Consider the following 13,498-nt stretch of genomic DNA (forward strand, 5'->3'; position numbering starts at 1 on the left):
AATCCCAATAGAAGCCGCATTCATGTATCACGAGCCCTTTTCTAGCAACTCGGCTTACAGGCTCATATCGATTCATCTCAGCATCAACAAGCATCACCATGACTCAACAACCATTATCCTTGCCGCCAGCTATGCCGCTGTTTGACAGCCTTATCTATCTGGAAGCTGGCAATCCGCAGGTCAATCAGTACCTTGCCAACCTCAGCCTCAATGATGTGCCCGATGCCGGGCTGGTTTACGAACTGGCGGTCGATTGGCTGCTAGAGCAGCGCAACAGCGAAAACAACTACAAAACCTATCGCAGCGAACTGACCACTTTTTTACACTGGTGCTTTCGAGAGGCAGCCATCAGCCCGAAAGATCTCACTCGCCGCATCATGATCCGCTATCTTGACTACTGTCAGTCCCCCCCTGACGTGTTGATCGCCTATCGCAACGTGGCGCAATTTGTCCTCGACAAGGAGTGGGGGGAGCGGTTGCCCAATCCGCAATGGCGACCGTTTTTGGGCAAACGGGAGCTGGGCCGCACCTTGCCCTATCGCCTGAGCGAGCAGGCGATGAAGACCAAGCTGGCCATCCTGTCGGCCTTCTTCCAGTTCCTGATCCAGGAGGAGTACATGGACAGGAATCCCGCTCTGCTACTGCAGCGGGTCAAACGGCCGCAACAGCAGGAGGCCGATGATCAGGTGCAGGCCTTCAGCGAGTTGCAGTGGTCATACGTGATGCAAGCTGCCGATACCCTTGCCAACGACCATCCGGAGCAGCATGAGCGCAGCCGTTTTCTCACCATTCTGATGTACGCCTGCTATCTGCGGATCTCTGAGGTTGCAGCACGGCCGGGCTTTACACCTGTGATGGGGCAATTCAGGCGGGATCGCAAAACCGGCGTCTGGGGCTACTTTATTCCGCAAAGCAAAGGGGGCAAACGGCGTACCGTAGCTGTATCCCAAGCGTTGTTGACGGCACTCGAACGCTACCGCTGTTTCCTCGGTCTCCCTCCCTTGCCGACACCGGATGAACAGACGCCACTGTTCGTTCGTCATAAAGCGGCAGCCCACGGCCGCGAGCAGGGCGAGCTAAACGCCAATCTCGGTATTCGCCAGTTACGGGATTTGATCATGGTGATCATCGGTAAAGGCGCAGAATTGGCAGAGCAGGATGGATTTGTCCAGGATGCGGCCGAAATGCGGCAACTCTCTCCCCATGCGATCCGCCACACCGGGATCACCCATGACATCAACCTGCATGGGCGACCGCTTTCCCACGTACAAGCCGATGCAGGACATGACAGCATCGACACCACTTCGAAATACCTGCACACCAGCAACAGTGAACGACATGAGAGCGCCCAGCAAAAACCGCTGGATCGACTGAATCAAAAATGAGAGATAACACTCGCAAGAATTAATGAACAACGTGACATGATTCCTGATTTTTATTGACTGCTCTTAGAACACAGAATGGCTTGTTTGGGATGTCATAGAAGTAGGTGCGGCGATTTTGTACTTCTCTGGATGGCAATCGGTTCAGGAAATATTTTTGGCTCACATGGATGATTCAGAACAGGCTCCTTGCCATCTGCGGCATACATATTTATCCCGTAGCAGAGAAGCAAAAAACAGAATTGCTTGCTGAAACACCGAGAACACCCGATGCCGAAAGCTAAGTAACATGCCGGAAGCAGTCATATTCGGTTTGAACTGCGCCTTGTTATCACACTTGCATATCCAGTCATCATTGGTGAGATTGGTGTCAATATTAACGAGAAGCCAAGGAGCGGGTATGCAAGTGGCAGTGGTGGAAAAGACCTTCAGGATCGTTGGCAAAGGGTCGCTCATGGCCCAGTTCACCTTTATCTCTTCAGGCACACTGCATATCTGGTTTCCGGATGTGGGCCTGCAGATGGAGGCCCACTGCAAAGAGTTGCGTATCGAAGATTGCACCATTATCTATACCAATGGCCTCCATCATGGCCAGCCCAGAGCACTCTGGTCCTTAACCCTCCATCCCGATGATATGAACGAGCTCAAACGTATATTGCAGCAGTTCAACAGCAACCTCTACTTGACCTGCCAGCCACCCACATTGGCCATCGCCAAACGTGCCTTGAATATGAATTGACCCGACTTCCAAAAAAGTCGCAATCATGCCAGCCAAAACAATAAGCCGTGAGGATTAAGGGGAGGGGAATCTATCGCGATAGTCGGCATTTTAATAGCTTGTATTACAAGAGGGAGTATCAATATTTCCAGAGAGAGAGCTCTCAAGTAGGGGACAGATATTTCCAAGAAAATTCACGGTAATGACGTTGGTTATAACGGTGAAAATCAAACATAACGCTCAATAAGTGAGGGGAATTCCGCACAACGTATTGATTTAATAGTGGACTCATGTCTCAAGATGGGACATTTGTGGTTTCAGGAATTTAGCTAAGGGGAGGGGGTATGTCTGATCATTGGGATGACTACTTCAACCAGGAAAAGCACCGCCTGACTTCCTGGTTGAGCGAGTAGATGTTGTGGGCGAGGGAGCTTTGGCGGATCAGTTGGCCAAGTTAGCCGACCTCTACATTGCCAAACAGCAGGGGATCCGGATGGCCGGTCTTACTGACTTTGGAGAGGATCTTCTTAAGCTGGCCGAGACTGGCATTCGTGACGGTTCATCGTCATACGCTGGATTGGTGAAGGAGATTGTGCAGCAGAACCGGCTGAACACCGCCTTGTTATCTCTCACGCGATGCCGATAACTACATTTATCGGCATCAGTTTAGTGTCTCTGCTCGCCACAGCTTGAAATTCATCCAAGCTGGACTCATATCTGTCTAGAGCATTTTGCTCTACTTACGAGGAAGCCCCTATATATGAACATATGTGATGATGAGATGCTTGTTCTCAGCGAGAATAAGAAAAAACTAGAACAAGAGTATGAGGCCATGAAGAAGTCTGGAGCCTCGCCAGAGCAACTTTGGTTAAAGCCAATGAATTGCACAAAGCCAATGAGGCCTGCAATAATTATGCGTCGAAGCATACGTCCGCTTATTCCTCGTAATCTCTAATCTTGACCCCAATGCCATTTCACCTCGTGAAATAGCATTGGGGCCACACTGAGCCAACAGTTCTTCCTGTGTGTAGATCGGCTGGCCATGCAGTTTGCTACGGGCACGTTCCACATCATCAAACGCAGCAGGTGGCTGAATTAACATCAGAACAATTAAAACCAGCTTTTGCGTCAGCAGAGCCGGATCACCATCTTCAAGAGCTGTCTGCAGATAGGCAACCATATCGGCCTCAGTGGCCAAGCAGTCAACCGCATCAAAGCGGCTCCATTGTTCGGTTCTCTTCATTTCGTCCTCCTGCATTCGTCATTGCGCATAATGTATATTATGTTAAATCGAGTATCTTGTTTCCTGTCACCACTTATTGAACTGTGTATAATGGCAACAATTGATCCTATCTTCGACCGGATGTCTTAAGTGGCTGAATTAACATCAGAACAATTAAAACCCGCTTTTGCGATTGAACAGTTCACCAAGCTCAGCGAGCTTGAACCTATCCCCTTTGCTGCGCTGCAACCCAGAGCCATTTCCGGCATCAAACGTCTTGCCAGTTTTGATGGTGACTGTCCGGTCATGCTGCTCAACGGATTCCCCGGCGCAGATTACGAAGGCGTTTGCCAGACGCTGATTGCCGACTCTAATGGCAAGGATGGTGACCTGTTTGATCTCTGCTACACCGAGAATCTGAACAACCCCTACAAGCCTATCTGGCTGCGCCTGCAACCGGGTACTGGCGTCGAGTTTTGCGAAATGGTTGGCGAGCTGCTCAAGCTGTTGAGCCACCATCTCGATGCCGAACGCATCGTGACCCGCATCATGCGCAAGCAGAACAATGATCCGAAAATCGATGATTTCCTCTCCGATCTGGCGGCTCACGTGGCATTGGGTCTGGAGTTCCAGCACCCCATTCTGATCAACCTGCTGATCCACCACGAAGCGCAGGAAGCGCCGGTGATTTATGGCCGTGATCTCAACTGGGATACCCTGTTTGGCTCCATCAATTACCAGACAGAACAAGGCTCTGTCTATGCCAACCAGCACCTTTTGGAGCCTGGCTTGCTGCGCGAAGCCAACGGCGGTTACCTCATTTTGCAACTGGATGAGCTGCTGGATCAGCCACACCTCTGGTTCAAACTGAAAAATGCCATGCAAAAAGGCGAGCTGGACTGGAACGCCTATCAGGAAGGGAAAACTCTGACCCCCTTCTTCGCACCTGAAGCGACCCCTATCAAGCTCAAGCTGATCCTTGTGGGTGACCGACTCGACGTAGCCGAGTTCCAGATGCTTGATCGGGATATGTCCGAACGCATCTTCCTGCGCGCTGATCTGGTGTCAGAGGTGAATATTGAAGAGGATCTGCAGGAATTTCTGCAGTACCTGGCCTGGCTGCGCCAGCGTTGGAGTCTGCTGGACTTCACGCCAGCCGCCCTCGCCGCCCTTTGTCGTCATGCCAGCCGCCTCTGTGACCATCAGGAGTGGTTGTCGCTCTCCGAAGTGCAACTCTCCGCCATCATGCGGATGGCTGACAGTCTGGCCCGGGAGCTGGAATCTGATGTGGTCACCGACGAGCATATTCGCGGCGCACTGGAAGAGCAGGATTACCGCCTCAACTATCTGGTTGAGCAGTCCGATCAGGGGGTTATCGACGGCCAGATCCTGCTGCAAACCGATGGCGAAGAGATTGGCCAGATCAACGGCCTGTCTGTCATTCAGGTCTCCGGTCACCCTTATGACTTCGGCGAGCCGGTGCGCCTCACCGCGACCGTACACCTTGGTGATGGCGATGTGGCGGATATCGAGCGCAAAGCGGAGCTGGCCGGTCATATCCACGCCAAGGCGATGATGATTATCCACGGCTATCTCTCCAACAAATTTGGTGCAGAGAACCCCTCCCCCCTGTCGGCGAATCTGGTGTTCGAGCAGTCTTACCACGAAATTGATGGCGACAGTGCCTCACTGACCGGCTTGTGTGCCCTGCTCTCTGCCCTCGCCCGCCAGCCTATCTATCAGCACTTCGCCGTGACCGGTGCGGTCGATCAGTTTGGCAATGTGCAAGCCGTTGGTGGCGTCAACGAGAAGATTGAAGGCTTCTTCCGGGTGTGCAAAATCCACGGCATCACCGGCAAGCAAGGGATCATTTTGCCGGGCACCAACATCCAGCAGCTGAACCTCTCTGACGAGGTGATTGCAGCGGTTGAAGCGGGCCAGTTCCACATCCACCCGGTGGATCATGTGGAAGAGGCCATCGAGTTGCTGACTGGCTGTGTCGCCGGTGAGCCTGATATGCCCGATACCCTGTTTGGCCGTATTCAGGAGCGGTTGGACGAGTTGAACGGCTCCACTGCCAAAGTCGGACTGCTGCAATCCCTGCTGGGGCGCCTGTTTGGCCGCTGATGAAGTGATCGGAGTTGTTTAGCGAACAACTGTAAGCTAAATTGGCCCGGCTTTGACCCATTTGAAGGAAATACCGCGTGACCGTAGACAATACCACCATGGAAGCCCGCCTTTCCCTGTGCGAACAGGGCAAGAACTCTTTTACCCGTGAAGAGCTGCTGGCTTGCAGCCGTGGCGAACTGTTTGGTGAGGGTAACAGTCAGCTGCCTGCCCCCAACATGTTGATGATGGACCGCATCGTCAAGATCAATGACAACGGCGGCGAACACGGCAAGGGCGAGATCCTGGCTGAGCTCGACATTACTCCGGATCTCTGGTTCTTCGATTGCCACTTCCCGGGTGATCCTGTGATGCCTGGCTGTCTCGGTCTGGACGCCATGTGGCAGCTGGTTGGCTTCTTCCTTGGCTGGAAAGGTGGCCCCGGCAAGGGTCGTGCTCTGGGCGTAGGTGAAGTGAAATTCACCGGCCAGATCCTGCCGACTGCCAAGAAAGTGACCTACAAGATCACCTTCAAGCGCGTCATCAACCGCAAGCTGGTGATGGGGATTGCTGATGGTGTGGTCGAAGTTGACGGCCGTCCGATCTACAGCGCCACCGACCTGAAAGTGGGCCTGTTCAAAGATACCACCGCATTCTGATCATCTCTGATGAGTGGTAAAACAGCATTAACGCAAAGGGGCCACAACGGCCCCTTTCCTTTTGTAATGAGTGATGAAGTATCTGCTACTTCATGAAGAGGCCTGAGCCCCGCCCTTCCATGGCGTCACGCCAACCACCAAGCCAATGCCCTCGGGCATCCAGGCATTGATACGGACACGCTTCTTTCTGTTTGCCGACCACGCCAGCCTGATAACCACGAGCACGAGCTCTTTCCAGACGGTCCCGCTTCTGTCTCTTCATCATCTACGACCCTCTTCGTGGAACAAAAAAAGCGACCAATTCTGCATCGGTCGCTTTCATCTTTACTCCTGCGAGCGCACTGGGTCAAACAAAAACTTCCACCCTAACCGGGCTATGTGACACAAGGCACTGAACTGGATTAAGTTTTAATTACAGGGAACTTACTCCTGATTTTTGAGTCCTTCCAGCTCTTCCCAGCGAGCAAATGCCTGCTCCAGCGCGGCTTCAGCGGCATTGAGCGCATCGAGTTTCGGCTGGGTTTTATCTGCCGGCAGCGAGAAGAACCCAGGCTGGTTGATCTCGCTTTGCAGCGTATCCAGCTCGGCTTCCAGCTGCTCAAGACGAGCAGGCAACCCTTCCAGTTCAAGCTGCAGCTTGTAGGAGAGCTTCTTGCTTTTCTTCGGCGCTTCTGGCGCGGCGGCAACGACCGGCTCGGGCGCCTTGACCGGTACACTCCTGGCCTGTTGCTGGGCATCCTGCTGTTCGCGGGTCGCCATCATGTCGGCGTAACCGCCCACGTAATCGCTGATGCGGCCATCCCCTTCAAACAGCCAGCAGCCGGTCACTGTGTTGTCGATGAAGCGACGATCGTGACTCACCAGCAGCAGGGTGCCGGGGTAGTCGGAAAGCAGCTCTTCCAGCAGCTCCAGAGTCTCGACGTCGAGGTCGTTGGTCGGTTCATCGAGGATCAGCAGGTTGCTGGGCTTGAGGAACAGCTTGGCCAGCAGCAGCCGGTTCTTCTCGCCACCGGAGAGCGCCTTGACCGGCGTACGGGCCCGCTTGGGCTCGAACAGGAAGTCCTGCAGGTAACCAAGAATGTGACGGGAGCGGCCACGCACCATCACCTCCTGCTTGCCCTCCCCGACGTTGTCCACCACTGTCTGCTCGGGGTCGAGCTGCTCGCGGTACTGATCGAAGTAGGCCACCTCCAGATTGGTGCCCCCCTTGACGGTGCCACGGGTTGGCTCAAGCTGACCCAGCAACAGCTTGATCAGGGTCGATTTACCGCAACCATTGGGGCCGACCAGCGCAATCTTGTCACCGCGCAGCACTTGCAGATCGAGCCCCTTGAACAGGGTGCGATCGCCAAAGTCCAGCCCAAGCCCTTCGGTCTCGAACACCAGCTTGCCGGAGCGATTGACCTCGTCCAGTTGCAGCTTGGCCTTGCCCTGCAACTCGCGACGCTGGGAGCGCTCCATCCGCATCGCCTCAAGGGCGCGCACCCGGCCTTCGTTACGGGTACGGCGAGCCTTGATACCCTGACGAACCCATACCTCTTCCTGGGCCAACTTGCGGTCGAACTCGGCATTTTTCAGCTCTTCGACCCGCAGCCACTCCTCTTTCCCCTGCAGGTACTCGTCATAGTTGCCAGGCCAGGAGGTTATGGCACCGCGATCCAGATCGATGATCCGGGTCGCCAGCTTGTGGATGAACTCCCGATCGTGAGAGATAAAGACGATGGCGCCGCGAAAATCCTTGAGGAAATCTTCCAGCCAGTTGATGGCTTCGATATCCAGGTGGTTGGTCGGCTCATCGAGCAGCAACAAGTCGGGATCGCAAGCCAGCGCACGGGCCAGCGCCACTTTGCGCAGCCAGCCGCCGGAGAGGCTGTCGAGGGTCACGTCAGGATCCAGCCCCAGCAGGGTCAACACCTGACTGATGCGGGTCTCGAACTGCCAACCGTTCTGATAGTCGAGCTGCTCTTGCAACTCGCTCATCTTGCGAATGTTGGCGTCTGACGGATCGCTCGCCAGCTCCATGGAGATGTGGTGGTACTGCTTGAGCAGCTCCCCCACCCCCGCCAGCCCTTCGGCGGCATAGTCAAACACCGTCAGCTCGCTGGAAGCAGGCGGATCCTGCTCAAGGCGGGTCACTTTCAAATCTTGCTGCAGCACCAGACGCCCGTCGTCCAGCGGCAATTCGCTGGCAATGACCTTCATCAGGGTGGACTTGCCTGCCCCGTTGCGGCCAACCAGACAGAGGCGCTCGCCCCGCTCGATGGTCAATTCGGCATTGTCGAGCAGCGGGAAATCACTGAACGACAGACATGCGCCGTGCAATGTTAAAAGAGCCATGTGTGTTCCTTATTTCATATGAAAAAAACGGGCAGCAGACTGGGTCTGCCCCCGTTTTATCGTCAAATCACAAATCAACCCTGACGGGCGGCCCAGCTTTTGAGCTCGGCCAGTGTGAAGGGCCAACCGAGCTCGCGGCCAGCTTCGTCACGCAGCACCGGAATACGCACCCGATAGGCGGCAAGCCACTGCTCATCATCCATGATGTCGCACTGGCGGGTGCTGGCGGCAAGGCCCGCCTGCTCCACCAGCGCCCAGGCCTGCTCGCACAGGTGGCAGCCGTCGGTATGAAACAGGGTCAACATCACGCCTCGCCTTGCTCCGGCGCATGGGTGATGATCCAGCAGTTGTGGATGTGCTGGTTACGTTCGAAATCCTTCGGTCGCGTCTTCTGGGTGATGTTCTGGGCCTTGAGACCAGTGGTCTCGAGACCGGCCAGATCCATCTTGAAGTGACGCTTGTTGTTGGAGAAGACCAGAGTGCCGTCCGCCGCCAGCAGGCGCTTCAGGTGCTGCATCAGCAACAGGTGATCGCGCTGTACGTCGAAGCTCTCGTCCATCCGCTTGGAGTTGGAGAAGGTGGGCGGATCGATGAAGATGAGGTCGTACTGCTCGTCCGCTTCAGACAACCACTTCAGACAATCGGCTTGGACAAACTTGTGCTGACGACCCACCAGCGAGTTGAGACGCATGTTGTCCTGCGCCCAGTTCAGGTAGGTGTGGGACATGTCCACCGTGGTGGTCTCGCTGGCACCGCCAAGACCCGCGTGCACGGTGGCACTGCCGGTGTAGGCAAACAGGTTCAGGAAGCGCTTGCCCTTGGCCATCTGGCCCAGCATACGGCGAGTCTGACGGTGGTCGAGGAACAGACCGGTATCCAGATAGTCATAGAGGTTGACCCACAGACGGGCGCCGTACTCCTGCACTTCCATCCGGTGCTGCTCTTCGGAGAGCTTCTGATATTGCTGTTTGCCCTCCTGACGCTCACGCACCTTCAGGATCACCTTCTCGCCATCCATGCCGGTCACCTTGATGGCAGCCTGAACCATGTCAAGCAGACGCTGACGGGTCTTCTGGGCGGGGATGTCCTTGGGCGCGGCATACTCCTGCACCACCAGATAGTCCTGATAGCGGTCGATGGCGGCGTTGTATTCCGGCAAGTCGGCATCGTAGATGCGATAGCAATCGATGCCCTCTTTGTTGGCCCATTTCTCGAGGGTTTTCAGATTCTTGCGCAGACGGTTTGCAAAGTCCTGTGCCACCTCTTTTTGGGAAGCCACGGAGTCCAGTGCGATCTGGTAGTTACGCAGCTGACACTCGAGGGCGCCGTTGAACAGGCGATATTGCTTGTCGGCGCGCAGGCGCAGACAGCTGAGCAGCTCGGGCGATGCGGAAAGAATGGAGACTTTCCAACCCTGGAAGCTGCGACGCAGGGCATCGCCGAGGGCCTGATGCACTTCCAGCAGCGCCGGAAATTCGCCAAGACGCTCGCCATAAGGCGGGTTGGAGATGAGCATACCAACCTGGCGGGCCTCCCCTTGACCTTCTTCCCCTTCAACAGGGGCAGGCATCGGCAGCGGGTTTTCCAGCTTGGTGACGTCGGCCTGCTTGAAGGTGATGAGGTGGGCCACACCGGCCGCTTTGGCGTTATCACGGGCTTTGAGCAGCACGCGCTGGTCGGCATCACAACCAAACAGTTTTACTTCGCAACGCTGCATACCGCGTTTGGCACGCACTTGTGCTTCCATCATCAGGCTCTGCCATAGCTCGCTATCGTGCTGCAGCCAGCGATCGAAACCGAAGCGCTCGCGGCGCAGCGCCGGTGCCATGTCGGCGGCGATAAAGGCCGCTTCAATCAGCAAGGTACCTGAACCGCACATGGGGTCCATCATGGGCTCACCGGCCCAGCCGCTACGGGCAATCATGGCGCAGGCCAGGTTCTCTTTGAGCGGTGCTTCACCTGTTCCCTGACGATAGAAACGCTGGTGCAGTGCCGGGCCTGACAAGTCCAGCGTGATATTGGCCTTGCCCTTGCCCAGGTGCGCCATGATGCGAATATCCGGCGACTTTTTGTCCACGTCCGGACGCACGTGACCGCGCTTGGTGAAGCGGTCGACGATGGCATCCTTGATTTTCAGCGCGCCATATTGGGTATTGCGAATGGCAGGGTTGGTACCGGTAAAGTCCACCGCGATGGTAGAGGTACCGGAGAAGTGCTCTTCCCAGGGGATTGTGTGGGCGCCCAGATAGAGATCCAGATCATCGTTCATCTGGAATTCGGAGAGCACCAGCACGATACGGGAGGCAAAACGGCTCCACAGGCAGGCCTTGTAGCCAATCGCCAGTTCGCCTTTGAAATGGACGCCAGCCACGGTCTCACGGACCTGCTCTGCGCCAAGATTGGTCAGCTCATCGGCCAACAGGTTTTCCAGCCCCTTGGGGCAGGTTGCAAAAAATTCTTTCATCACGCTCACGGGGAACCCATAAAAATAGTGCCGCATTATACCTCATCAGGCGGGCTGGAGCATGCAAAAGTCGGCGCAAACAGCAGGATGGAAACAGATTGGTAGACAGAGAGAAAGGCAAGAGACCCCATGACTACCCGATGGCGAGATCATGGGGCCAGACATCATTTAGCGGATCACTTCATACGAGCCTTGAAACGGGGATTGCTTTTGCAAATCACGAACAATTTGCCGCGGCGGCGCACCAACTGACAATCGGGATGACGCGCCCGTGCGGATTTGAGTGAACAGACGACCTGCATTCAGGACTCCTTCTTGCTTGAAAATGCGCCAAAGCGCTTGTTGAAACGGGCGACACTCCCCTCGCTCGATACCTGCTTCTGCTTGCCGGTATAAAACGAGTGCGACTGGCTGGAAACATCGAGCGATACATAGGGATACTCCTTCCCATCTTGCCACGTATAGCGGCGATCGCTCTTGATGGTTGACCCGACCAGGAAAAAGGCATCTGCTGCCGTGTCATGGAACAGCACCAAACGATAATCCGGATGAATATGAGGCTTCATGGCAACTCCATTTTGTTATGTTATAACAAAATGTAAGTGAGAATAGCTCTCGTTTCAAGCATAAAATGTCGTGTGAAGAAAATCGCTTCAGTGAGTGATGTGTTGATGCTGAGGTGGAGGCACTACACAATCAGAACGAAACAAGAGGGAGACACCATGCTTGCAGCACGGAAGACCAAGATACTGCGTGGGTCAGGACACAAGGTGCAAGTGAGCGTAACAAGCCTCAAGAGGGGCTGAATTACAACCATGAAGATCAATGAGAATGGGCAAGATCATCGCGGATCAATGAATTATCAGAAACGAGGCGCGATTGAGGTGACAACAGTAAAAAGAGGCAGCGGTGTAATCACAGAGATAAAACGATTGGTGAAAATATATCAACTGACCTGACGATATTGCTCGGTCACGATAACACGCGGTTTCATCCGGTTATTCATCACCTTGATCACCCCGAAACACGGCAAGGTTTTACTGGTGGTCAATACCAGATCGGCAGTGAGGTTCAAACAGACGCTAGCCTGATCCCCTGCCTCAATGACCATAAATTCGCCGTTGCCATGGGGTGTATTCATCAAGACCAGATCACCGTTTTGCGGGATCACTTGCGGATGCTGTTCACTAAAAAACCAGCTTTGTGGCATCAGGGGTTTATAAAAACGACTGACCGCGATGGCATTAAGCACCAGTTGCACCTGATGGGGAATACTCCACTCAAGTTCGGCTGCTTTATCCATCAACTGATAATAGAGGGCTGCATCATCGACGCAAAAAGGCTGGGTTGCAAATGAGCTGGGCACCAATTGTCGCCCTTTATACTCGGTTGCAAATAACATGTTATCAGACAGGTCCAACATCAGACGGTCACTCTGGGCATCATAGTGCCATTGCCAGCTATCGGTCGGTTGGATAAACATGTTGGAGCCCTTACTTGATAATTACCAGTTGACTTTATTCCATATGCAGGAAATCAGCAACGTCAAATAAAGGGCTCCGCCATCTATTTCTTAAATATTGGTCACAATCTCTTTGACCAACCCCGGCCCTTTATAAATAAAGCCGCTATAAATTTGTACCAGACTGGCACCGGCGGCCAATTTTTCACGGGCGGCCATGGCACTATCAATACCACCCACACCGATAATTGGCAGAGCACCATTGAGCGCCTTGGCCAGATGACGGATCACCTCGGTACTCTTGTGCTGCAGCGGACGACCACTCAGGCCACCCGCTTCACCGGCGTGGGGCATGTCATAAATCATCTCGCGCTCGAGGGTGGTATTGGTGGCGATAACCCCATCAATACCATTACGCACCAGCGACGCGGCCACCTGATCTATTTCTTCAAGGCTTAAATCCGGGGCAATTTTAACCGCCAGCGGCACATACTTTTTATATTGGGCGGCCAGCTCTTGCTGACGTACCTTGAGGGCTGCCAGCAATTCATCCAGCGCCTCGCCATATTGCAGCGAACGCAACCCCGGGGTGTTGGGGGAAGAGATATTGACGGCAATATAACCGGCATGATCATAAACCTTGTCCATGCAGATCAGGTAATCATCCTTGCCCTGTTCGATGGGAGTGTCTTTGTTCTTGCCGATATTAATACCGATGACCCCCTGATATTTGGCCTCTTTTACCTTGGCCACCAGATGATCAACCCCTTTGTTGTTGAATCCCATCCGGTTGATGATCCCCTCTGCCGGAATAACCCGGAACAGGCGCGGCTTGTCATTGCCGCTCTGGGGTCTGGGGGTGACGGTACCGACCTCGATAAAGCCAAATCCCATGGCACCCAGCGCGTCAATGCACTCACCATCTTTATCCAGACCGGCCGCCAATCCCACCGGATTGGCAAAAGAAAGCCCCATGACAGTGACGGGGCGTTTCGGCAAATTCTGGCGGAAGAAACAATCGAGTGGCGTACCGAGAAGGCGGGGCAAATATTTCATGGAGAGATCGTGAGCCTGTTCCGGATTGAGTTTGAACAGGAAATGCCTGGCGATGGGGTACAACATCTTTGCTCCTTAAAGAAAGCCCCGGC

The 13,498-nt window shown here is 54.5% G+C and carries 13 protein-coding genes; 4 read left to right on the forward strand and 9 right to left on the reverse strand.

Annotated features, from left to right (window positions below; genetic code table 11):
- Window positions 1-131: 131 nt before the first annotated feature.
- Entirely contained in the window at window positions 132-1,385 is a 1,254-nt protein-coding gene (locus tag AB5Y86_RS02415) for a tyrosine-type recombinase/integrase (RefSeq protein WP_368192049.1), read from the forward strand.
- A gap of 397 nt (window positions 1,386-1,782) precedes the next feature.
- The gene (locus AB5Y86_RS02420) at window positions 1,783-2,121 is read left to right on the forward strand and encodes a hypothetical protein (RefSeq protein ID WP_005333109.1); all 339 of its coding nucleotides are present in this window, start codon (window positions 1,783-1,785) and stop codon (window positions 2,119-2,121) included.
- Between the two features lie 847 nt (window positions 2,122-2,968).
- On the opposite strand, the gene AB5Y86_RS02425 is transcribed toward AB5Y86_RS02420, so the two are convergent.
- Window positions 2,969-3,343 (reverse strand): DNA-binding protein, encoded by a 375-nt coding sequence (locus tag AB5Y86_RS02425; RefSeq protein WP_368191993.1) that lies wholly within the window; start codon window positions 3,341-3,343, stop codon window positions 2,969-2,971.
- A gap of 129 nt (window positions 3,344-3,472) precedes the next feature.
- Between AB5Y86_RS02425 and AB5Y86_RS02430 the strand changes: the two genes are divergently transcribed.
- Window positions 3,473-5,449, forward strand: coding sequence for a Lon protease family protein (locus tag AB5Y86_RS02430; protein ID WP_069554855.1), 1,977 nt, complete (start codon window positions 3,473-3,475; stop codon window positions 5,447-5,449).
- A gap of 98 nt (window positions 5,450-5,547) precedes the next feature.
- Window positions 5,548-6,087, forward strand: coding sequence for a 3-hydroxyacyl-[acyl-carrier-protein] dehydratase FabA (gene fabA, locus AB5Y86_RS02435; protein WP_196783564.1), 540 nt, complete (start codon window positions 5,548-5,550; stop codon window positions 6,085-6,087).
- Window positions 6,088-6,172: 85 nt separating this feature from the next.
- On the opposite strand, the gene rmf is transcribed toward fabA, so the two are convergent.
- From rmf to pyrD, 8 genes are all read right to left on the reverse strand, one after another.
- Window positions 6,173-6,349, reverse strand: coding sequence for a ribosome modulation factor (gene rmf / locus AB5Y86_RS02440; protein ID WP_010674759.1), 177 nt, complete (start codon window positions 6,347-6,349; stop codon window positions 6,173-6,175).
- A gap of 161 nt (window positions 6,350-6,510) precedes the next feature.
- Complete coding sequence (locus tag AB5Y86_RS02445; RefSeq protein WP_368191995.1) at window positions 6,511-8,424, reverse strand: ABC transporter ATP-binding protein; 1,914 nt, start codon at window positions 8,422-8,424, stop codon at window positions 6,511-6,513.
- 74 nt (window positions 8,425-8,498) lie between these two features.
- Window positions 8,499-8,729, reverse strand: coding sequence for a glutaredoxin family protein (locus tag AB5Y86_RS02450; RefSeq protein ID WP_368191997.1), 231 nt, complete (start codon window positions 8,727-8,729; stop codon window positions 8,499-8,501).
- On the reverse strand, window positions 8,729-10,924 hold the full coding sequence (rlmKL, locus tag AB5Y86_RS02455; RefSeq protein ID WP_368191998.1) for a bifunctional 23S rRNA (guanine(2069)-N(7))-methyltransferase RlmK/23S rRNA (guanine(2445)-N(2))-methyltransferase RlmL: 2,196 nt from the start codon (window positions 10,922-10,924) through the stop codon (window positions 8,729-8,731). The genes AB5Y86_RS02450 and rlmKL overlap by 1 nt, the downstream gene beginning before the upstream one ends.
- A 140-nt stretch (window positions 10,925-11,064) precedes the next feature.
- On the reverse strand, window positions 11,065-11,190 hold the full coding sequence (gene ykgO, locus AB5Y86_RS02460; protein ID WP_005336596.1) for a type B 50S ribosomal protein L36: 126 nt from the start codon (window positions 11,188-11,190) through the stop codon (window positions 11,065-11,067).
- Window positions 11,191-11,454 (reverse strand): type B 50S ribosomal protein L31, encoded by a 264-nt coding sequence (locus tag AB5Y86_RS02465; protein ID WP_005336598.1) that lies wholly within the window; start codon window positions 11,452-11,454, stop codon window positions 11,191-11,193.
- A gap of 380 nt (window positions 11,455-11,834) precedes the next feature.
- A complete protein-coding gene (locus tag AB5Y86_RS02470) occupies window positions 11,835-12,371 on the reverse strand; it encodes a cell division protein ZapC (protein ID WP_129504048.1) in 537 nt (178 codons plus the stop codon).
- Window positions 12,372-12,461: 90 nt separating this feature from the next.
- Window positions 12,462-13,472, reverse strand: coding sequence for a quinone-dependent dihydroorotate dehydrogenase (pyrD, locus tag AB5Y86_RS02475; RefSeq protein ID WP_005336601.1), 1,011 nt, complete (start codon window positions 13,470-13,472; stop codon window positions 12,462-12,464).
- Window positions 13,473-13,498 lie beyond the last annotated feature (26 nt).

The organism is Aeromonas sp. s8, assembly GCF_040907785.1.
Lineage (GTDB): Bacteria > Pseudomonadota > Gammaproteobacteria > Enterobacterales > Aeromonadaceae > Aeromonas > Aeromonas veronii.